Origin of the sequence: Kribbella albertanoniae, assembly GCF_004348455.1 — a bacterium.
GTDB lineage: Bacteria > Actinomycetota > Actinomycetes > Propionibacteriales > Kribbellaceae > Kribbella > Kribbella albertanoniae.
On the sequence record NZ_SMKA01000059.1, the window covers coordinates 1 to 20,483 of the forward strand.

A 20,483-nucleotide genomic window follows, 5' to 3' on the forward strand; every position below is an offset into this window, starting at 1 on the left:
GGGAGGGGGGCGCCGTCGTAGCCGGGGACTGTGGGGAAGCGGGCGTTGCCGGTGGTGGTGGTGATGGCGGACTGCCAGGCGGTGCGGGCTTCGACGATGTCTTCGTGGGTGCGGCCGATGAAGTTCCACCACATCACGAGTTCTTCGGTGAAGGGTTCGCCGCCGAGCAGGAGCAGGCGGACTCCGTTGTCGGAGGCAACCAAGTCGACCGTGTCGCGGCCGGCGCCGAGGTAGGCGAGTTCGCCGAAGGACGGGGTGAGGTGGCCGACGGTGAGCGAGCCGTCGACGACCAGTACGGCGTACTCGTTGGAAGGTGCGAGTGGGAGCGGGAGGGTCCGGCCGGGCTCGATGGTGATGTCGGCGCCGACCAGCTGCGTGTACGCCGGAGCCGGCGAGGTGACACCGGCCACGGTTCCGATCATCACGGTGATCCGGGCACCGGCGAGGTCGACTTGCGGGAGGTCGGCGTACGCGTTGAAGGCGGGTGGAGTCGTCGTACGGACCGCGTCGGGAAGGGCGACCCAGAGTTGAGCGCCGTGGAGTCGGGGCGGAGCGTCCGGGGTGGAGACCTCCGAGTGCGCGATGCCGTCGCCGGCCGTCATGATGTTGAGCTCGCCGGGCCGCACGAGCGCGTGCGAACCGACACTGTCGCGATGCTCGATCTCGCCCTCGAACAACCAGCTCACGGTCTGCAGACTCGTGTGCGGGTGCGGCGGAACGAGCATGCCGCGCTCCCCCGGCGCGTCGTACGAGTCGACCCGCCGATCCAGCTCATCAGGCCCGTAGTGGTCAACGAAGCACCACGCACCGACCATCCGGCGGTTCTTGTTCGGCAGCAACCGCCGCACCATCGTCGAGCGCCCCAGCAGCACCTCGCGCGGCTCCAGCAACTCGAACACCGGACCCTGATCGGATCCGGTGCAGACGACCTCAGCCGGATTCTTCTCCAGATCGCTCATGACAGGAAATGTACGCCGACATGCCCGAGTGGCGTGGTGACCCTGTGTCAGTGGAGAATTACACATGGCTCGAAGGATCCTGATCGCTCTCCTGGGCGCGGCGCTGGCGATCACCGGCGTCCTGATCCTGCGCGCCGTCACGAGCAGCCCGATCATCGACATTCTCGGGTTCGTCGCGACGATCGGGATCCCGCTGATCAGCTTCTGGCTGAGCGCCCCCGCGGCTGCGGGCTCCTCCGACGTCGACTCGCTGGCCGCGCAGCTCAGACGGCGGGTGACGGATCAGTACGCCGACGACAAGCAGGCGAACGACCTCAACGAGGGCCGGTTGCCGGTGTGCTGGTCCGCGGCAGCCGAGGACCTCATGGACAGCGAGGGACGCAAGGTCCGCCGCGCGATCTTGTCCGGAGACATCGCCGACGTTGCCAAACAGTACCTACAGCTTCCGCACGGGCGGTGGGTCGTTCTCGGCGCAGGCGGTGCGGGCAAGAGTTGCCTGCTGCTGGAGCTCATGCAGAAGCTGCTCGAGGCGCCGGAGAGCATCGACGGACGCGTGCCGGTGCTCGTTCCGCTGGCCGCGTGGGACGGCAGCCGGGATGTCGACCAGTTCCTCGCGGACTTCCTGCTCGACCAGACCTCCGGGCTCAAGTTCTCCTGGCGGCGATCGACCGCGGATCGTCGCGCCGATCTGATCCTGCTGGTCCGCCGGCACGTGCTGCCGATGTTCGACGGCCTGGACGAGATGCCTGAGCCACGGCGGGTCGAGGCGCTGGCGACCCTGTCGCGGCACCACGAGAAGTTCCGGTTCGTCCTGACCAGCCGGCCCGAGGAGTACCGCCGCGCGGTCGAGGCCCGGCGGCCGGTGGCCCGGACCGCGGTGGTCGAGCTCCAGCCGCTCGGGATCCCGGACATCGTCAAGTACCTGGGCGATGCCCCGCACGGCTCGGCCGACGCCTGGCTGACCGCACTTCGTACGCACAAGCAGCTCACCAGAGCCCTGGCGACGCCGCTGATGGTCTGGATCGCCGCCGCCACCTTCGCGAGCAAACCCGACGTGCTCGCCGAGGGCGATGCAACCGCCGACGACATCAAGGACAAGCTGTACAAGGCCTTGATCCCGAGCCGGTACACGACCCGCGGTCTCGGCGGCCCGGACGCTCCGTCCTGGAACGTGGACGATGTCATGCGCTGGATGACCTATCTCGCGCGTGATGTCGACCGACGGCGCCGTACGACGACTTCCGGCGACACCGCGGACGACCTGATCTCGTGGTGGCGCCTCGCGGATGCCGCCGAGCCGCTTGTCGGCCGGGTGGCCGCGCTCACTGCGCTGCTGACCACCGGGCTCGCCTCAGGTATTGCCATCGGCTACCTGTTCACCCCGGAGACCGGCCTCTTCTGGGGCGTCACGGTCGGCACGGTCATGGGGGTCAACGCAGCCCACTCGCGGTTGAAGCCGACCACGGTCGAATTTCGCTTCGGGGGCCGGTTCGTGATCGGGCTTTCGGGCGGACTGCTCGTCGGATTGGTGGCTGGCGGCGCGGTGTTCGTCCTGCAGCACGACCTGTCCGCGGTCTGGGCGCTGGCCGGGTTCGGCCTGCCGCTCGGGGTTGTCTACGGCCTGACCAGCACGGTCAAGGTCGAGGACGAGGTCAGCCCGGAGGGTGTCCTCCAGCGCGAACGCATCTTCGTGCTCGCCTACTTCATCGCCTACGGTCTCGCCTGCGCGATCGCCTGCTGGATCCTGTCCGGGCCGGTGCTGGCACTCTCCCTCGGCGTTTTCGCCGGCCTGTCCGGCGGGCTGTTCAACGGCCTGCCCTGGGCGGTGGTGCACCTGCTGTTCAAGTCCGAGGATGTCGATCCGTCAGCCGGAGCGGTGGCGTGGTTCCGCTTCTTCCTCGCCAAGCTGCTCTGGAGCTCGCACCGCCCGGTGGATCTGCCCTGGCGTCTGCTCACGTTCCTCGAGGACGCGCGCCGCCGCGGGATCCTGCAACAGTCGGGCGCAAGCTACCGCTTCCGCCACGTCGGTCTCGTCGACTGGCTGGTCAAAGAATCCGAACGCGCCACTGCCGTGAGTCCGGGTCGTGAAAGTCCTGATAACGCCGCCGTTGCCGGGCACTGAACGGGACCTCGTCGACCGGTAGCGCAACTCGGTCGAGCGGCTTGGCGGTCGGCCAGGCGTCGAGCCACGCGGGCAGTGCCCCGGCGGGCGTCGTACCGAGGTGGTGGCTCCAGAGCTTCTCGCGGTACGCCGGAACGCCGCCGGTGAACGCGATGCCGTGCTCGATGTCGGTGTACAGCGACCGCTGAGCGAGATTGCACGAGCCGATGCAGGCCCACTCGTCGTCGACCAGCACGGTCTTGGCGTGGACAACGACGCCACGACGCCGGTACGCCGAAATGCGCGCCTGCTCGGTGTCGTCGAGACCGGCCAGGAGCGCGTGGTTGACGGTCTGGCAGAAGTACTCCGGGTGCGGGAGCGGCGGATCGTTCGGGTCGTCGACACCGGCGGTCAGCAGGATCACACGCAGGTCCGGGGCCCGGCGTACGGCGTCGCGGACCCAGGTCATCACCTCGCCGGACCACATCAGTGGGTCCTCGAGATAGACGTACCGCTGAGCCTGCCCGATCGCGTGCCGCAGGGCGTCGCGGTACTCGAAGACATTTGCCTCCGGCAACGAGGTCGGCCGGGTCGGGACGTACCAGGGGTACTTGGTCGCCGGCAGGGTGCGGAGGTTCTGCACCGACTGCGACCCCTCGGTCGCGCTGATCGGGACGGCCCGCGGCGGCAGCGACGTCGTACTGGCTGGGACCGACACGAATCGTGCATTGTCGAGAGGAAGGTTCTGCGGGCGGCCCGAGCGGCTGGCCTCCCAGAGGGTGCGGAAGTGATCGTAGAAGCCTTGGACAGCTGGGCCTTGGACGCGAGCGACGACGTCGTGCCAGATTTGCTTTCCATGGTGGTCCGGACGCGACCAGCGGCTGAGCTCGAGGTCGAGGCCGCCGGTGAAGCCGACCGTGTTCCGGCCGTCCGAGATCAGCATCAGCTTGCTGTGACTCGAACCGGCCAGGTGGCCGATCGTGCTCGGCAGCGCCTCGGCGCCGACCGCGCGCAACTCACGGAGTGAGCGCAGGGTGAGTGTGTTGATCGCCGTGACGTGCGCGGCGCCGCCGAGCTTGGTCGCCCGCGGATGGCGGACAGCCGACGCCGACACCCAACCGAGCGCGCGGACCTCGGCCCCGGCGGCGATCCTTGCCGCCAGCAACTTCACCAGCGCGGACTCCTCGTTCGCCGGGTCGACGAAAGGCTCCCCCTCCGGCCACGGATCGACGCAGTACGGCGGCGCTTCGGTCAACCGGGCATCGCCGTTCGGGAGCAGTTCGAATCCACCGCGGCCGAGGCCCAGCCACCAGCCGGTCAGGTAGACGAACCCATCCGGGCCCACCGATTCCAGCGCCTCGCGAATCGCAGCCGAGTGCTCAGCGCCGTCGATGAGCGGGGTGACGCTGCAGCCGACCGACGTTGGCAGCTCGGGAAGCAGGTAGGTCACTGCGCGGTCCAGGCCAGGAGCTCGTCGCGGTCCCAGGTGTTGATGACGCGTTCGGGGGTGATGTCACAGGCCTCGGCGCGTTCGCAACCGTAGACCTGCCAGTCGAGCTGGCCGGGTGCATGCGCGTCGGTGTCGATGCTGAAGACGCAGTCCATCTCGGCGGCCAGGGCGAGCAGGCGCTTGGGCGGGTCGAGGCGTTCGGGACGCGAGTTGATCTCAACCGCCGTACCGAACTGACGGCAGGCCTCGAAGACGACCTCGGCGTCGAAGTCCGACTCCGGACGGGTCCCGCGACCGCCGGTGATCAGTCGGCCGGTGCAATGCCCCAGTACGTCGACGTGCGGGTTGGCGATCGCTTTGACCATCCGCTCGGTCATCGGCTCGGAGGCCATCCGGAGCTTGGAGTGCACGCTGGCCACGACCAGGTCGAGGCGGGCCAGGATCTCGGAGTCGCAGTCGAGCGAACCGTCGTCGAGGATGTCGACCTCGATCCCGTTCAGGATGGTGAAACCGTCGAGCTCCTTGGAGAGCTTTTTGTTGAGCTCGGCAACGACCTCGAGCTGCTGCAGCCGGCGTTCCCGGGACAGCCCGTTGGCGACCGTGAGCCGGGGCGAGTGGTCGGTGAGCGCCATGTACTTGTGTCCGAGACGATGCGCCGTCCGCGCCATCTCCTCGATCGGGCTGCCACCGTCCGACCACTCCGAATGCAGATGCAGATCGGCCTGCAGTGCCGCGCGCATCGCCGTACCCTCGTCGGTCAGCGCACCGGCCGACCCCTCCAGCTTGGTCAGGTACGACGGGACCGCGCCGTCCATCGCCTCCAGGATCACGGCCTCGGTCTTCGGCCCGATCCCCGGCAACTCGGTCAGCGTCCCGGCCCGCCGGCGCGCCCGAACCTCCGCCGCCGGCAACGCCTCGATGGTGTCCGCCGCCCGCCGATAAGCCTTCACCCGATGCGTCGGCTGCCGATCCCGCTCCAGGTAATACCCGATCGCCCGCAACGCCTCCACGGCAGCATCCACACCAGCCTTGTCGCTCACTCCTCCACCTCGCTGCCGCTCGGCTCCGTCGCGAGCGACAGGGTCCCCTCTACCTTTGTTCGCTCGCTGCGCTCGCTCATCCACCCATGATGCCGGACCTGCAGCCCATCACAATCGCAGGGAGACGAGCGCCGCAGGCGGGGCGGCGGGCTCGGCGCGCAATTGTGATGGCGTGCAGGTCCGGGGCGTAAGGTCCGAAGGGTGGCGAAGCAGGACTCCAAGGCGCATCGGGCGCGGGCTGATCGGCTGCAAGGGCAGACCGGGGCGCTGGCCACTGCGGCTACGGCGGCGATGGAGGAGAAGCTGCCGTGGTTCCGGGGGTTGTCGGCGCAGGACCGGTCGTGGATCGGGCTGGTGGCGCAGTCGGGGATCACCGCGTTCGTCGACTGGTTCCGGGATCCTGAGGAGCATTCGTCGATGCCGACGCGGATCTTCGGCTCGGCGCCGCGGGAGTTCACGCGGGTGATCTCGCTGCATCAGACGGTCGACCTGGTCCGGACGACCATCGAGATGATGGAGACCGCGATCGACGACCTGCTGCCGCCGGACGACGTACCGGCCGTGCAGCAGGCGATGCAGCGGTACGCCCGCGAGGTCGCGTTCGCCGCCGCGACCGTCTACGCGCAGGCCGCCGAGATGCGCGGCGCCTGGGACGCCCGGCTGGAAGCGCTCGTGGTGGACTCGGTGATCCGCGGCGAGGCCGACGATTCGGTCCGCTCCCGCGCCTCCGCCCTGGGCTGGACCGGAGCCGCCGGTACGACGGGATCCGCCGAAGTCGCCGTGGTCGTCGGGCGCGCGCCCGCGGCTGAGGGCAACGCGAACGTGGCCGACGCCGTCCGGCACGCGGCCCGCGAGGCGGGTGCTGACGCTCTGTGCGCGATCCAGGGCGACCGGCTCGTCGTCGTCCTCGGCGGCGTCGGCAAACCTGTGGAGATCGTACAAAGGCTGGCCCACTGGTTCGGACCTGGCCCGATCGTGGTCGGGCCGGTGGTGAAAGACCTGATGGCGGCCGTGACGTCGGCCCGGGCCGCAGTCGCCGGACTCCGCGCCGTACCGGCCTGGCCGGGTGCACCGCGACCCGTTCAAGCCGACGAACTCCTCCCGGAGCGGTCACTCTCCGGAGACGGTCACGCCCGTCGGCAACTTGCCACTGAGGTGTACGGCCCGCTCACGATGGGCGAAGGCGTGCTGCTCGACACCGTTTCGGCGTACCTGGACTCCGGCGGTTCGATCGAGGCGACGGCCCGGGCGATGTTCATCCACGCCAATACCGTCCGGTACCGGTTGAAGCGTGTGGCCGATCTCACGGGCTACCAGCCGCTGAATCCCCGAGACGCTTTTACCCTGCGTGTCGCACTGGCCCTCGGCCGCCTGCTCAATCCGGAGCCGGGAAACACCGTTTTGTAGGATCTCTACAAACACGGCCGGTCAGAATTCGTGCTGCATTTGGGCCCGCGAACGCAGCCGGTCAGGGAGAGTGGTCACGTGCTCGTCATTGTCGCGCCCGGTCAGGGTGCCCAGACCCCAGGTTTCCTCGAGCCGTGGCTCGCCGATCCCGCGTTCGAGAGCCGGCTCAACTGGCTCTCCGCGGTCGCCGGTCTCGACCTCGCCCACTACGGCACCCAGGCGGATGCGGACACCATCCGCGACACCGCGATCGCGCAGCCGCTGCTGGTCGCCGCCGGCCTGGCGACCGCGCCGGCGCTGTTCACAGACCCGGCGCAGGTTGGTGCGCTGGCCGGTCACAGCGTCGGTGAGCTCGCAGCCGCTGCCCTGTCCGGTGCGCTGACCGTCGAGCAGGCGATGGTCCTGGTCCGCGAGCGCGGCAAGGCGATGGCCGGTGCGGCTGCACTGACCGCGACCTCGATGACCGCCGTACTGGGTGGTGACCGCGACGAGGTGCTTGCGAAGCTCGCGGAGTACGGGCTGACCCCCGCCAATGACAACGGCCCCGGCCAGATCGTCGCCGCCGGCACGGTCGAGGAGCTGGCCGCGCTGGCCGGCGACCCGCCCGCCAAGGCCCGCCTGATTCCACTGTCGGTGGCCGGCGCGTTCCACACCAAGCACATGGAGCCGGCCGTTCAGACGCTGGCGAAGTACGCCACCGCGATCACCACCGGTGAGCCGCAGACCCCGCTGCTCTCGAACCGCGACGGCCAGGTCGTCACCGACGGCCAGGATGCCCTGCAGCGCATCGTCGCCCAGGTGAACTCGCCGGTCCGGTGGGACCTGTGCATGCAGACGTTCACCGAGCTCGGCGTCACCGGCATCCTCGAGCTGCCGCCGGCCGGAACCCTCGTCGGCATCGCCAAGCGCAACCTCAAGGGTGTCGAGACCTTCGCCCTCAAGACGCCGGACCAGCTCGAAGACGCCCGCGCCTTCGTCCAGAAGCATGGAGCCTCCGCATGACAGTGCACATTGCCACGCTCCGCGCGGCGGGTCCTGAGGCCTGGTTCCATTTCTTCCCTCGTCGCTCCAGTCGCTGCGCTCCCTACGCTCCTCAGTCCAGAAACGGGGCCTCATGACCGCCATTGCCGCATCGTCCGGCGCGCAGCACGCCGGAGTTCTGGGGATCGGGTCGTACCGGCCGCGGCGGATCGTGCCGAACTCGGAGATCCTGGAACACATCGACTCCAGCGACGAGTGGATCCAGACCCGGTCCGGGATCAAGGAGCGCCGCTGGGCCTCCGATGACGAGACCGTGCTGATGATGTCGGTCGAGGCGGCCAAGGACGCGCTGAAGGAGTCCGGGATCGACCCGGCCCAGATCGGCTGCGTCGTGGTCTCCACCGTCACGCACCTCTACCAGACACCCGCGATCGCGACCCGGATCGCCGTCGAGGTGGGCGCACCGACCGCGGCCGCCTTCGACGTCTCCGCGGCGTGTGCCGGGTTCTGCTACGGCCTCGCGCTGGCCAGTGACATGGTCCGCGGCGGCAGCGCGAAGTACGTGCTGGCGATCGGCGTCGAGCGACTCAGTGACATCACCGACCGGACCGACCGCGGTACGGCGTTCATCTTCGCCGACGGCGCCGGAGCGGCTGTCGTGGGACCGACCGACGAGCCGGGGATCGGCCCGGTCGTGTGGGGCTCCGACGGCACCCAGCACCAGGTGATCAGCCAGAAGGAGTCGTGGCAGGAGGCGGCCGGCAGCCAGAACTGGCCGCACCTCACGATGGACGGCAACCCGGTCTTCCGCTGGGCGTCGTTCGAGATGGCCAAGACCGCACAGCAGGCGCTCGACGTGGCCGGCGTACCGGCCGAGGAGCTCGACCTGTTCGTGCCGCACCAGGCGAACATGCGGATCACCGACGCGATGCGCCGCGCGCTCAAGCTGCCCGAGCACGTGAAGGTTGCCCGCGACATCGAACGGCAGGGCAACACCTCCGCCGCCTCGATCCCGCTCGCGATCACCGCGATGCGCGAGTCCGGCGAAGCCAAGAGCGGCGATCTCGCGCTCGTCATCGGCTTCGGCGCGGGCCTCGTGTACGCCGCCCAGGTCATTCGGTTGCCGTAGTGGAGTGTCGTGGTGAAAGCTCGAGTGCTGGCGGTGTCCAGGTGGGTGCATCGCAAGGCGGAGGGGAAGCCTCGATGTTTTCCATCGTGGCTTTCCCTCCAACGCCGCGAGGTGCCCGCCTGGGCGCCGCCAGTGCCGAGATTGCACCGCGACACTCCGCTAAGCAGCCGTCATAGTTGTCCGGGGCGGCTCAGGTGGCCGCACCGGCTGAATCAACCATTCGAAGGGAACCAACAGCAATGGCCAGCACCGAAGAGATCCGTTCCGACCTCGCCGTGATCGTGAACGAGATCGCCGGTATCCCGGTCGAGGACGTCCAGCTGGACAAGTCCTTCACCGACGACCTCGACGTCGACTCGCTCTCCATGGTGGAGGTCGTCGTGGCCGCCGAGGAGAAGTTCGACGTGAAGATCCCCGACGACGAGGTCAAGAACCTGAAGACCGTCGGCGACGCCGTCGCGTTCATCGAGCGCGGCCTGAACGGCTGACCCACTTCTAGTCGTCACCGTGCTGGCCGGTGCTCATCGGGCTCAGAACCGATGAGCACCACCGGCCGGCCCTCCCACAGTCTCCCCAGATCTCGTGAAGGATGAGGTACAGATGTCGAAGACCCGAGTCGTGATCACCGGGCTCGGAGCCACCACCCCGCTCGGCGGCGATGTGGCCAGCTCCTGGGAAGGCCTGCTGGCCGGACGCTCCGGCGCACGCCGGCTGACCGACGACTGGGTGCAGAACCTGGCCGTCCAGATCGCCGCCCCGGTGGCCGTCGAGCCGACCGAGATCATCGAGCGCGTGAAGGCCCGCCGCCTCGACCGCAACGCCCAGCTGGCCGTGGTCGCCGCTCGTGAGGCCTGGGCCGACGCCGGCCTGGAAGACTCCGGGCTGGACAAGGAACGGCTCGGTGTAGCCGTTGCCACCGGCATCGGTGGCCTGCACACCACACTGTCCAACTACGACGCGCTGCTGAAGAACCCCCGCCGCGTCTCGCCGCTGGCGATCCCGATGCTGATGCCGAACTCCTCCGCGGCGTACGTCGGCCTCGAGTTCGGCGCCAAGTCCGGCGTGCACACCCCGGTCTCGGCCTGTGCCTCCGGCAACGAAGCGATCGCGCTCGGCCTGGACCAGATCCGGCTCGGCCGCGCCGACGTCGTACTGGCCGGTGGCACCGAGGGCACGATCATGCCGCTGCCGCTGGCCGCGTTCAGCCAGATGATGGCGCTGAGCAAGCGCAACGACGACCCCGAGCGCGCCTCGCGGCCGTGGGACACCGACCGCGACGGGTTCCTGCTTGGTGAGGGTGCCGGCGTCCTGGTGCTGGAGTCCTACGAGCACGCCGTCGCCCGCGGCGCGAAGATCTACGCCGAGATCGCCGGCGCCGGGATCTCCGCCGACGGTCACGACATCGCGCAGCCCGACCCGACCGGTTCCGGAGCGCGGCGGGCGATGGAGCGGGCGATGGTCGAGGGCGACCTGACCCCGGCCGACATCATGCACATCAACGCGCACGCCACCTCGACCCCGCAGGGTGACGTCGCGGAGTCGCTGGCGATCCGCCTCGCCCTAGGCAAGGACGCCGACCACGCGGTCGCGACCGCGCCGAAGTCGATGATCGGTCACCTGCTCGGCGCCGCCGGTGCGGTCGAGTCGATCGCCACCGTGCTCGCGCTGCACCACCGCGTCGTCCCGCCGACGATCAACCTCGACAAGCTCGACGACCAGATCGACCTCGACATCGCCACCGAGCAGCGCAAGCTCCCCGACGGCGACCTGGCCGCCCTGAACAACTCCTTCGGCTTCGGCGGCCACAACGCAGCCATCGCCTTCAAAACCATCTGATCCACTGCCTGGTGCTGTCGGTGACGACATCAGGTAGCACCTCCGGATCCCGGCCGCCGTACCCGCAACGTGACGGGCCCGCACAGCGGACAGGAGAAGGGGTATCCGTTCAATGTGCTGGTTCTCCGCTCGAATAACGAGGGGAGAACCGGCAATCTGAGTGGAGATCCCCTCATTTTCCGCACGACGAGCGCGGCCCGGGGGAGCCACCGCCCAGGCGTGCTGGTCGGCCGCTGACGTTCGCGGGGAGGACGTGCGCGAAGGGTGCGACACGGTGGTGATGTGGTTGACACGGCGAGGTTACTGGTGTTTGTGGGGGCCGTGGTGCAGGATGGTCCCAGTTGCTCTGCTGGGATGGCCAGAGTTGTGCTCGAGATCGCTGGGGAAGGCGCCCCTCGAACACAGGAGGTCCCGGTGGCGACGACTCGTGGCGTTTTGTACGTCCACACGGTGCCGTCAGCGTTGTGTCCGCATGTCGAGTGGGCCGCAGGCGGCGTACTTGGTGTGCCTGTGAAACTCGACTGGACGCCGCAGCCCGCGGCACAAGGCACGTATCGGGCCGAGCTGTCCTGGCAGGCCGAGGCCGGTACGGCGGCGAAGCTCGCATCAGCTCTGCGTGGTTGGCAGAAGCTGCGCTTCGAGGTGACCGAGGAGCCGACGAACGGCGTCGAGGGCGAGCGCTACTCGTTCACGCCGACGCTCGGCGTCTTCCACGCGACCACCGGGGTGCACGGCGACATCATGGTGCCCGAGGAGCGGCTGAAGGCAGCGATGCTGAAGGCGGCGACCGGCGAGGCTGATCTGACCGAGGAGGTCGAGCGTTTGCTCGGCCGGCCGTGGGACGACGAGCTCGAACCGTTCCGGTATGCCGGAGACGGCGCTCCGGTTCGGTGGCTGCATCAAGTGGTCTAAGCCCTTGTCCTAAAGGGTTCCTGAGAACTTGAGAAGAAAGCTTTGAAGAGTACAGACAGAACCCGAACTTTTCGGGCAGAGTGAGCATCAGACGTTCTACAAGGGTGGAGGGGCCGTGGCCGCTGGGCCACCGGGTGTCGGGACACCCCCGGTGTTCAACAAACAGCGGCCGCACCACGTGGAGGGCGCGGATCCTCGGGACAGGATCCGCGCCCTTCGTGCATGTCAAGGCCGTCAGCTGGAGGCGCGCCGGACCAGCCGGGTCGGCAGGATCAACGGAGTCGGCGACTCCCCCGCGATCAGCGCGAGCAGCATCCGCGCCATCTCCCGGCCGAGCGACTGGATCGGCTGACTGACCGTGCTCAGCGGCGGTTCGGTGTGCCGCGCGAGCACGACATCGTTGAAACCGACGACCGCGACATCGCCCGGGATCGTCCGCCCCGCATCCTTCAGCACCCGCATCGCACCGATCGCCATCTGGTCCGATCCGACGAAGACCGCATCGAGGTCCGGGTGCTCGGCCAGCAACTGCTCCATCGCCCGGCCACCACCCTCCTCACTGAAGTCGCCGTACACGACCCGGCTCGCGTCCAGGCCGGCCACTGCGAGCGCGTCCTGATAACCCCGGTACCGCGCTGTGCCGGCGCCCTCGTCCATCCGGCCGGTGATGGTGGCGATCCGGGTCCGGCCGGTCGCGACCAGGTGCTCGGTGGCCAGCCGGGCTCCACCACGGTTGTCCGCGTCGACGTAGTACCGAGGTTCGAAGTTCGCCGGGGTACCACCGAAGACGACCGGTACGTCGGAATCCTCGGCGATCTGCGCGAGCGGATCGTCGCCGTGCATCGACATCAGCATCACGCCGTCGGCCTGCCGGGTCCGCAGCACCTGCTCGAGCCGGGTCTGACCCCGGGTGGACGTCGCGAGCTGCAGGATCAGCTCCAGCTCGGTCTCCTCGAGCACCGAGTTCACCCCGACCGCGACGTCGGCGAAGAACGGGTCGGTGAAGACCTGTGGGTTGTCGCTGGAGATCGCCAGCACGACAGCGCCGACCTGCTGCGTCGCCAGCGCGCGGGCGGTGGCGTTCGGCACGTAGCCGAGGTCGTTCACCGCTCGCTGCACGGCGTCCCGCTTCGCCTTGCTGACGTGCGGCGCGTTGTTGATCACCCGGGACGCGGCCGAACGCGACACACCGGCACGCTCGGCGACCTCGTCGAGCGTCACTTGGCGTTTGAGCTGGTCTGTCACCTGGTGGTCCTTAACTTTGAGTGAATAGAGGGTAAGTCATCAGGACCGCACAGCGCCGTCCATGATGCCGCTGATCAGCTGCCGGCCGAACAGGATGAAGACGAGCAGCAGCGGCACGGTCGCGATCAGCGTGCCGGTGAACATCAGCGTGTAATCCGTGTAGTACTGCGTGGCGAGCTGGCTGAGCGAGAACTGGACGGTCGGATTGTCCGCCTCCATCACCGCCAGCGGCCAGAGGAACTCGTTCCAGGTCCCCATGAACGTGAACAGCCCCAGTACGGCGGCGCCCGGGCGCAGGGCCGGCGCAACCACCCGCACGAACAGCCCGAACGTCGTACAGCCGTCCAGGCGGGCTGCTTCGATCAACTCGTCCGGTATGGCGCGTTCGGCGTACTGGCGCATCAGGAAGACTCCGAACGCCGACACCAGGAACGGGACGATGACCGCTTGCAGGTGGTTCTGCCAGCCGAGTTTCACCATCACCATGTAGAGCGGCACGATCCCCATCTGCACCGGCACCATCATCGTGGCCAGCACCGAGATCAGCAGCGCGTTGCGGCCGCGGAACCGCAGCTTGGCGAACGCGAACCCGGCCAGCGACGAGAAGAACACCACTGAGATCGTGACGCAGACCGACGCGATCGCGGAGTTGAGCAGACCGCGCGCGAAGTGTGCCTCCTCTGCCTCCGGACCGAAGAGCCGCTGGATGTTGTCGCCCAGGTTCCCGCCCGGGACGAGCGGCGGCGGGAACTGACCGACCACGTCGTTGGAGCGGGTCGCGACCACGAAGAGCCAGTACAGCGGGAACACCGAGAGCACGAGACTGACCAGCAAGGTCAGGTAGACGAGGGCATTACGGGGCTGCCTCATTGTGTTCCTCCCCGCAGCCGGCGGCCGATCAGCAGGTTGATGACACCGACGATCACGGTGAGCAGGAAGATCATCCAGGCGACCGCGGAGCCGTACCCGTAGTCGAAGTTCTGGAAGCTCTGCTCGAACATGTACATCGCGATGGTCTGGAACTGCCGCAAACTGCCACCGGACACATCCCCCTGCCCGAACAGCAGCGGCTCGGTGAACAGCTGCATCCCGCCGATGATCGACATCACCACGGTGAAGATCAGCGCCGGCCGGATCAGCGGCACGGTGATGTTGCGGAACTGCCGGATCGCGCCGGCGCCGTCGATCTGCGCGGCCTCGTAGAGATCGCGCGGGATCGCCTGCATCGCGGCCAGGTAGATCAAGGCGTTGTAGCCCATCCAGCGCCAGTTGACCATGCTCGAGACCGCGATCCAGGACGACGTCTTACTCGCCTGCCAGTCGATCGGGTCCACGCCGACAAGTCCCAGCAGGCCGTTCACCAAGCCGGCGTCGCGGCCGTAGAGCTGACCGAAGACGATCGCCACCGCGGCGACCGACGTGACGATCGGCGCGAGAACACCGAGCCGAAACAAGAGCAGTGCTCGCAGCGGCCGGTTGAGCATGGCCGCGACGATCAGCGCGAGCAGCAACTGCGGAATCGTCGCGAGCACAAGCAGGCCAAGCGTATTGACCAGCGCGTTCCAGAAGTCCGGGTCGCCGAGCAGACGGGAGTAGTTGTCCAGCCCGACGAACCCGGCGTCACCGGTCAGATCCCACGACCGCAACGACACCCACGCCGTGTAGAGCAGTGGGAAGAGGCCGAATGCGGCGAAGAGCAGGAAGAACGGCGCGATGAAGACGTACGGCGACCCGTGCAGGTCGAAGCGGTTCCAGCGACTGGGGCGCGTCACTTGCCGGCGGCCCGCTGCGCGTCGGCCAATGCCTTGGTCCAGGCCTCCTCGGACTTGAGCTTGCCCTGCTCGAGCGCGGTCAGTGCGTCCCCGATCGCGTCGCCGACCTGCTGGTTCTCCGGGCCGAGGTAGACCGGCTTCAGCTCCTTGGCGGACTTGCCGAAGATCTTGCCGACCGGCGCGTTGTTGAAGTACTCATCCTTCGCGCCGGCGACGGCCGGGTCATCGAGGGCCTGAGGCGCCGACGGGAAGTTGTTCTTCGCCTTGAACGCTGCGGTCTGCCCCTCCGGGCTGGTCAGGAACTTGGCGAGCTCGGCAGCCTCCTTCGGGTGCTTGCTCTGCGACGGTACGGCGAGGAACGAGCCACCGCGGACCGCCCCCTCCCCCGGAACCCTGGCAACGTCCCACTTGCCGGCGTTCTCCGGACCTGCCTGGTCCTTGATGATGCCGAGCATCCACGCCGGGCACGGGATGGTCGCGAACGTGCCCTTCTTGAAGCCGGCGTTCCAGGCCGGGCTCCACATCTGCAGCTTGCCGGACAGCCCGGCGTCGACCATCTGCACGGTCTGGTCCCACGCCTTGCGCACGCCGGGGTTCGTGTCGACGATCAGCTTGTTGCTGCGATCGAAGTACGTCGTATCGCCCTGCTGCATCAGGATGTTCTGGTAGATCGAGCCCGAGGTGTCGTAGAAGCTGGCGCCGGTGTTCGCAGCGCTGAACTTCTTGCCGGTGGCAAGGTACTCGTCCCAGGTCGGCCACAGCGCGCCGACCTTCTCCCGGTCGGTCGGCAGCCCGGCCTTGGCGAACAGGTCACTGCGGAAACACATGCCCTGGGCACCGATGTCGGTGCCGAGGCCAACGAGTTTCGAGCCGTCCGTGCTGAGCGCCTGGTTCCACTTCCACTCCAGGAAGTTGCCCTTCAGGCTGCCGGCACCGTAGTCGAGCAGGTTCGCGAACTGGTCGGGCTTGGCCATCAGCTTGACCAGGATGCCCTCCTCCAGCGCGACCACGTCACCGGCGCCGGTGCCGGCGGTCAGCCACTGCTGCAGCTTCGGGGTGTAGTCACCCAGCTTGGCGATGTTGTCGGCCTTGATCTTGATGCCCGGGTGCGACGCCTCGTACTCCTTGTACAGGTCCTCGTAGCCGAACTGGCTGAACGTCTTCACGGTCAGCGTGATCGTGCCGTCAGCCGCCTCGCCACCGGCCGAGCCGCCACACCCGGCCACGGCCACCAGGCCCCCGGCCACTGACACCGCTACTGCTGCCCACCACTTTGCCGACATCGTTGATTCTCCTCGAAACTGGAAGAAACTGGGAGCGCTTCCAGTGAAGGTAAGCGATTGCCGGGCGTTTGTGAACCCCCCGATTTCTGTTCGTCTCAGTCTTGACACGGCCGGGTGGCCTCGGGACCATGGCGCCACCTTGGCTGCAGCTTCCGCCTGGTTTCTGCAACCGCTCCCAGCTTCTTCCGGAGGCAGTGCCCATGCCCTCAGCACGACGATCCGCTGTGATCGCCGGCTCCGCCGCGTTCACCGTCCTGGCCGCGACCCTCATCCCCACTTCGGCCACCGCCGCCGATCCGCCGTACGAGCGAATCCTGAACGGGACCTTCGACACCGAGCGGGAACCCTGGTGGACCAGCTCGAACACGCCTGCCGCGGTCGCCGACGGGCGGCTGTGCGCCGAGATCCCGGCCGGCACCGTCAATCCCTGGGACTCGATGATCGGCCAGGACGACGTACCGCTGGAGGCGGGGCAGCCGTACACGCTGAAGTTCGACGCGTCGGCCAGCAAGCCGATCCAGTTCAAGGCGGTTCTGCAGCAGCAGGGGCCGCCGTACGGGACGGTGCTCGGCCAGACCGTAACCGCCGGTACGACGATGCAGAGCTTCAGCTTCACCGGCAATTCACCGGTGACCGACACGCACGGTCAGATGTCGTTCCAGGCCGGCGCCGCGACCGAGGCGTACACGCTGTGTCTGGACAACATCTCGGTCACCGGCGGAATCGTGCCACCTGGTGGGGTACGCGACTTCGGCTCACCGGTCCGGGTCAACCAGCTCGGCTATCTGCCCAGCGGTCCGCACCGGGCGACCTATGTCACGGACCAGACCACTCCCCTGGACTGGAAGCTCGTTGATGCCGGCAACCAGACGGTTGCCGTCGGCAAGACCACGCCGTACGGGCTGGATGCCTTGGCGGGCGACAGCGTGCAGCTGATCGACTTCGGTGCCTACAAGCGTTCTGGCACTGGCTTCAAGCTCGTCGTCGGCGAACACATCAGCGAACCGTTCGACATCGCGACGAACCTGTACTCCAAACTGCGGCAGGAGTCGCTCGAGTACTTCTACAACAACCGGAGCGGTATCCCGATCGAGGCCAAGTACGTCGGCGACGCGTGGGCTCGCGAGGCGGGCCACCTCGGCGTCGCGCCGAACAAGGGCGACACCTCGGTACCTTGCGTCCCCGGCAGCTGCGACTACAGCCTCGACGTCCGCGGCGGCTGGTACGACGCCGGCGACCACGGCAAGTACGTCGTCAATGGGGCGCTCGCGGCCTGGCAACTGCTCGACCTGTACGAGGAGTCGGAGCGCAACGTCAGCCTGAAGATCCCGGAGAACGCGAACCGGGTGCCGGACGTGCTGGACGAGGCGAAGTGGCAGATCGACTTCCTGCTTCGGATGCAGGTCCCGGCCGGTCAGCCACTGGCTGGGATGGTGCACCACAAGATCCACGATGTCGCGTGGACGGGTATGGCGCTCGCCCCGGCCGCCGACCCGCAGCAGCGCTACCTGTACCCGCCGTCAACCGCCGCGACCCTGAACGTCGCCGCGATCGGCGCCCGTTGTGGCCGCGTGTACGCGCGCTGGGACCGCGCCTTGGCTACTCGCTGCCTATCGGCCGCGCAGACGGCTTGGAAGGCCGCTGAGCTGCACCCGGCGATCTATGCACCGGGTGGCGGCGTGGGCGGTGGCCCGTACGACGACGTGAAGGTGACCGACGAGTTCTCCTGGGCCGCGGCCGAGTTGTTCGCTGCAACGGGGAAGGCGTCGTACAAGCGTCGCATCACGACCGGGGTGAAGGCGGCCGACGGGTTCTCGTGGCAGGAGACTGGTGGGCTCGCGGATCTTGCGCTGGCTCGGGTGCCGTGGCGGTTGTCGATGATCGAGCGGGTGAAGCTGGTGCACCGGATCTCGATCGTTGCCGACAGCTACCTTGCCGATCTGCGGTCGCAGGGTTACGCCAATCCCTACAAGCCGGCCAACGGTCAGTACGTGTGGGGCTCGAACTCCGGTACGGCGAACAACGCGATGATTCTCGCGATTGCGGCGGACCTGACCGGGCGCGCGTCGTACCGGTCGGCGGCGCTGGAGTCGCTGGACTACTTGCTCGGGCGGAACGCGATCAACCAGTCCTACGTGACCGGGTACGGCGAGCGGGACAGCCACAACCAGCACCACCGGTTCTGGTCGCATTCGCTGAACCCGGCGTATCCCTCGCCGTACCCGGGCTCGCTGGCCGGTGGGCCGAACTCGGGACTGCAGGATCCCGTTGCCCAGCGCAACCTTCAGGGCTGTGCGCCGGCCAAGTGCTACATCGACGAGATCGGTTCGTACTCGACCAACGAGGTTGCGGTGAACTGGAACTCGGCGCTGGCCTGGCTGACGACGTACGCGGACGAAAGCTAATTAGCTGTTAAGGGAAGCGGGACGCCATCGCGATGCACGCACCGGCCGAGGCCAGCGTGAAGAGCATGGCGATCCCGGCGAACCGGGAGGTGACTTCCTTGTCCACCTCGTCGTACCCGACCGAGGAGCCGATGTCCTTGTAGACGTCCTCCAGCTCACCGGCCGACTCCGCCGTGTAGGCCTTGCCGCCACTGATCTCGGCGACACTGCGGAGCTCGGCCCGGTCCGGTGGCACCCGCTGCCGGATCCCGTCCATCTCGATGAAGCCCGAGTCGGTACCGAAGCAGATCGAATAGACCGGGGTCTTCTTGGCCTTGGCCGCCTGCGCGCCTTCCTGCGCGGTCCGGCCGACCGTCCGCTTGCCGTCCGAGAGCAGCACGATGCGCGCCGGGGCCGGGTCGTTCGGATGGTCCGGGTCCGGCGGCACCTGGGTGAGCGCCTGCAGCGAGGTGAAGATGCCTTCACCCGTCGCGGTCGACTCGGCCAGGTCCAGACCGTCGATCGACCGCAGCACGGTGGCCCGGTCGGTGGTCGGCGGCACGATGATGGAGGCCGTCCCGGCGAAGTTGACCAGGGCGACGTTGAACTTGCCGGGCAGCTGGTTGACGAAGTTCTTCGCCGACTTCTTCGCCGCCTCCAGCCGGTTCGGGTCGATGTCGGTGGCCATCATCGACAGCGAGACGTCGATCGCGACCACGATCGTGGCCCGCTCGCGCGGCACCTTGACCTTGTCCTTGGGCTGCGCGAACGCCACGATGCAGGAGATCGCCGCCAGCAGCGCGAAGGTGACCGCGAGGTGCCGGCGCCACTGCGGGCGGCGCGGCGCGACCCGGTCGAGCAGCGCGATGTTGGTGAAGCGCAGCGCGTACTGCGAGCGCCTGTGCTGCAGGTACAGGTAGACCGCGACGACCGCCGGGATGAGCAGCAGGAACCACAACCTGCTCGGAGACAGGAACTCCATCAGCGTGCCACTCCCTTCGGCGGTTGATGCAGGCGCGGTGCCATCCGCCGGTAGGCGAGTACGAAGCGCACAGTGTCGGCGACCCAGTCACGATCGGTCCGCAGGACCAGATGTCCCGCACCTACCCTACGCAGGGCGATCCGGGTTCGTTCCCGCTGTGCCAGGGCGGCGGTCGCGAAGGCCTCGCGGACCTTGCGCCGGCGGGTGTCGATCTCGCGGACCTGACCGGTCTCCGGGTCGCCGATCATGACGACGCCGATATTCGGCAGCTCGAGCTCGCGCGGGTCGACGATCTCCACGGCGAGCACCTGGTGCTGCGCGGTCAGCTTGCGCATCGCACGCTCCCAGGACGGCTCGAGCCGGCTGTCGACCTCGCCGTCCTCGGGGGTGAGGAAGTCGGACACGATCACCCGCAGACCACGCTTGCGCTGCGTCCGGGCCATCGACTCCAGGGCCGCGGCCAGGTCACTGCGCTGCGCCGACTGCTCGGCGGTGAACTGCTCGGCCAGCAAGGCGCGGAGCAGACCGTACAAAGCGAGGCGGCCGGAACGCGCCGGCCAGCGCCGCAACGAGGAGTCCCGGAGCATCAGTCCGCCGAAGCGGTCACCGAGCCGGTGGGTCAGGAACCCGACCGTGGCCACCGCGGCGACCGCGAGCTCACGCTTCTCCAGGGTCGAGGTCCCGAAGTTCATCGAGCCGGACAGGTCGACCATCGCCCAGGTCTCCAGCTCGCGGTCCGCGATCAGGTCCCGCACGTGCGGGATCGTCGTCCGCGCGGTCACCGCCCAGTCCATCCGCCGGACGTCGTCGCCGACCTGGTACGCACGTGCTTCGGCCAGCTCGGTCCCGGGCCCCGGCAGCAGGCCCATGTGCTCACCGTGCAGATACCCCTCGAGACGCCGTACGACGGTCAGCTCCAGCCGCCGCAACGCACGCTCGGGTGCAAGCTGCGAGATCGTCATCGCAGCTCGCGGGTCGGGACGGTTGGCCATCAGTGCTCCG

The 20,483-nt window shown here is 68.1% G+C and carries 17 protein-coding genes; 8 read left to right on the forward strand and 9 right to left on the reverse strand.

Going from position 1 to position 20,483, the window contains the following annotated elements; translation table 11 throughout:
- Positions 1 to 959: pirin family protein (locus E1261_RS15655; protein ID WP_132407247.1), on the reverse strand; the 959-nt coding region annotated here is incomplete at its 3' end.
- A gap of 64 nt (positions 960 to 1,023) precedes the next feature.
- On the opposite strand from E1261_RS15655, the gene E1261_RS15660 reads away from it, so the two are divergent.
- The gene (locus E1261_RS15660; RefSeq protein ID WP_132407249.1) at positions 1,024 to 3,081 is read left to right on the forward strand and encodes an NACHT domain-containing protein; all 2,058 of its coding nucleotides are present in this window, start codon (positions 1,024 to 1,026) and stop codon (positions 3,079 to 3,081) included.
- Here E1261_RS15660 and E1261_RS15665 read toward each other — a convergent pair.
- The gene (locus tag E1261_RS15665) at positions 3,005 to 4,510 is read right to left on the reverse strand and encodes a phospholipase D-like domain-containing protein (RefSeq protein WP_132407251.1); all 1,506 of its coding nucleotides are present in this window, start codon (positions 4,508 to 4,510) and stop codon (positions 3,005 to 3,007) included. The two genes, E1261_RS15660 and E1261_RS15665, sit on opposite strands and share 77 nt — an antisense overlap.
- A complete protein-coding gene (locus E1261_RS15670) occupies positions 4,507 to 5,550 on the reverse strand; it encodes a PHP domain-containing protein (RefSeq protein WP_132407253.1) in 1,044 nt (347 codons plus the stop codon). Before E1261_RS15670 ends, E1261_RS15665 begins: the two co-directional genes overlap by 4 nt.
- A 201-nt stretch (positions 5,551 to 5,751) precedes the next feature.
- Here E1261_RS15670 and E1261_RS15675 point away from each other — a divergent pair, with 201 nt between their 5' ends.
- The 6 genes from E1261_RS15675 to E1261_RS15700 all read left to right on the forward strand — a co-directional run bounded on the left by E1261_RS15675 (position 5,752) and on the right by E1261_RS15700 (position 11,815).
- Entirely contained in the window at positions 5,752 to 6,957 is a 1,206-nt protein-coding gene (locus E1261_RS15675) for a PucR family transcriptional regulator (protein ID WP_132407255.1), read from the forward strand.
- Positions 6,958 to 7,035: 78 nt separating this feature from the next.
- The gene (locus E1261_RS15680) at positions 7,036 to 7,959 is read left to right on the forward strand and encodes an ACP S-malonyltransferase (protein WP_132407257.1); all 924 of its coding nucleotides are present in this window, start codon (positions 7,036 to 7,038) and stop codon (positions 7,957 to 7,959) included.
- Between the two features lie 112 nt (positions 7,960 to 8,071).
- Positions 8,072 to 9,067 carry a beta-ketoacyl-ACP synthase III gene (locus E1261_RS15685; protein ID WP_132407259.1) on the forward strand — a complete coding sequence of 332 codons (996 nt, stop codon included), beginning with the start codon at positions 8,072 to 8,074 and terminating at the stop codon, positions 9,065 to 9,067.
- A gap of 239 nt (positions 9,068 to 9,306) precedes the next feature.
- Positions 9,307 to 9,555, forward strand: a complete 249-nt coding sequence (locus E1261_RS15690) for an acyl carrier protein (RefSeq protein ID WP_132407261.1) — start codon at positions 9,307 to 9,309, stop codon at positions 9,553 to 9,555.
- A gap of 112 nt (positions 9,556 to 9,667) precedes the next feature.
- Positions 9,668 to 10,903, forward strand: coding sequence for a beta-ketoacyl-ACP synthase II (gene fabF / locus E1261_RS15695; RefSeq protein ID WP_132407263.1), 1,236 nt, complete (start codon positions 9,668 to 9,670; stop codon positions 10,901 to 10,903).
- 414 nt (positions 10,904 to 11,317) lie between these two features.
- Complete coding sequence (locus tag E1261_RS15700) at positions 11,318 to 11,815, forward strand: DUF3145 domain-containing protein (protein WP_132407265.1); 498 nt, start codon at positions 11,318 to 11,320, stop codon at positions 11,813 to 11,815.
- 234 nt (positions 11,816 to 12,049) lie between these two features.
- Here the strand turns inward: E1261_RS15700 and E1261_RS15705 are convergent, their stop codons facing one another.
- Genes E1261_RS15705 through E1261_RS15720 form a run of 4 tightly spaced genes read right to left on the reverse strand, consistent with a single transcriptional unit; the run spans position 12,050 to position 16,115 of the window.
- Positions 12,050 to 13,060, reverse strand: coding sequence for a LacI family DNA-binding transcriptional regulator (locus E1261_RS15705; protein WP_132407267.1), 1,011 nt, complete (start codon positions 13,058 to 13,060; stop codon positions 12,050 to 12,052).
- A gap of 39 nt (positions 13,061 to 13,099) precedes the next feature.
- Entirely contained in the window at positions 13,100 to 13,930 is an 831-nt protein-coding gene (locus E1261_RS15710) for a carbohydrate ABC transporter permease (RefSeq protein WP_132407269.1), read from the reverse strand.
- Positions 13,927 to 14,832, reverse strand: a complete 906-nt coding sequence (locus E1261_RS15715) for a carbohydrate ABC transporter permease (protein WP_238176243.1) — start codon at positions 14,830 to 14,832, stop codon at positions 13,927 to 13,929. Before E1261_RS15715 ends, E1261_RS15710 begins: the two co-directional genes overlap by 4 nt.
- Positions 14,829 to 16,115, reverse strand: a complete 1,287-nt coding sequence (locus tag E1261_RS15720; RefSeq protein WP_132407273.1) for an ABC transporter substrate-binding protein — start codon at positions 16,113 to 16,115, stop codon at positions 14,829 to 14,831. Before E1261_RS15720 ends, E1261_RS15715 begins: the two co-directional genes overlap by 4 nt.
- Before the next feature lie 200 nt (positions 16,116 to 16,315).
- On the opposite strand from E1261_RS15720, the gene E1261_RS15725 reads away from it, so the two are divergent.
- Positions 16,316 to 18,520: a glycoside hydrolase family 9 protein gene (locus E1261_RS15725; RefSeq protein WP_132407275.1), complete on the forward strand. Its 2,205-nt coding sequence runs from the start codon at positions 16,316 to 16,318 to the stop codon at positions 18,518 to 18,520.
- A gap of 7 nt (positions 18,521 to 18,527) precedes the next feature.
- Here E1261_RS15725 and E1261_RS15730 read toward each other — a convergent pair whose 3' ends face one another.
- Both E1261_RS15730 and E1261_RS15735 read right to left on the reverse strand, forming a co-directional pair.
- A complete protein-coding gene (locus E1261_RS15730) occupies positions 18,528 to 19,481 on the reverse strand; it encodes a VWA domain-containing protein (RefSeq protein ID WP_132407277.1) in 954 nt (317 codons plus the stop codon).
- Positions 19,481 to 20,473: a DUF58 domain-containing protein gene (locus tag E1261_RS15735; protein WP_238176244.1), complete on the reverse strand. Its 993-nt coding sequence runs from the start codon at positions 20,471 to 20,473 to the stop codon at positions 19,481 to 19,483. Before E1261_RS15735 ends, E1261_RS15730 begins: the two co-directional genes overlap by 1 nt.
- Positions 20,474 to 20,483: the final 10 nt, after the last annotated feature.

Bases quoted from the DNA above. Each gene is read 5' to 3' on its own strand.
- E1261_RS15660 (WP_132407249.1), top strand. From the start codon at position 1,024: ATGGCTCGAAGGATCCTGATCGCTCTCCTGGGCGCGGCGCTGGCGATC.
- E1261_RS15685 (WP_132407259.1), top strand. From the start codon at position 8,072: ATGACCGCCATTGCCGCATCGTCCGGCGCGCAGCACGCCGGAGTTCTG.
- E1261_RS15690 (WP_132407261.1), top strand. From the start codon at position 9,307: ATGGCCAGCACCGAAGAGATCCGTTCCGACCTCGCCGTGATCGTGAAC.
- fabF (WP_132407263.1), top strand. From the start codon at position 9,668: ATGTCGAAGACCCGAGTCGTGATCACCGGGCTCGGAGCCACCACCCCG.
- E1261_RS15710 (WP_132407269.1), bottom strand. From the start codon at position 13,930: ATGAGGCAGCCCCGTAATGCCCTCGTCTACCTGACCTTGCTGGTCAGT.
- E1261_RS15720 (WP_132407273.1), bottom strand. From the start codon at position 16,115: ATGTCGGCAAAGTGGTGGGCAGCAGTAGCGGTGTCAGTGGCCGGGGGC.
- E1261_RS15725 (WP_132407275.1), top strand. From the start codon at position 16,316: ATGCCCTCAGCACGACGATCCGCTGTGATCGCCGGCTCCGCCGCGTTC.
- E1261_RS15730 (WP_132407277.1), bottom strand. From the start codon at position 19,481: ATGGAGTTCCTGTCTCCGAGCAGGTTGTGGTTCCTGCTGCTCATCCCG.
- E1261_RS15735 (WP_238176244.1), bottom strand. From the start codon at position 20,473: ATGGCCAACCGTCCCGACCCGCGAGCTGCGATGACGATCTCGCAGCTT.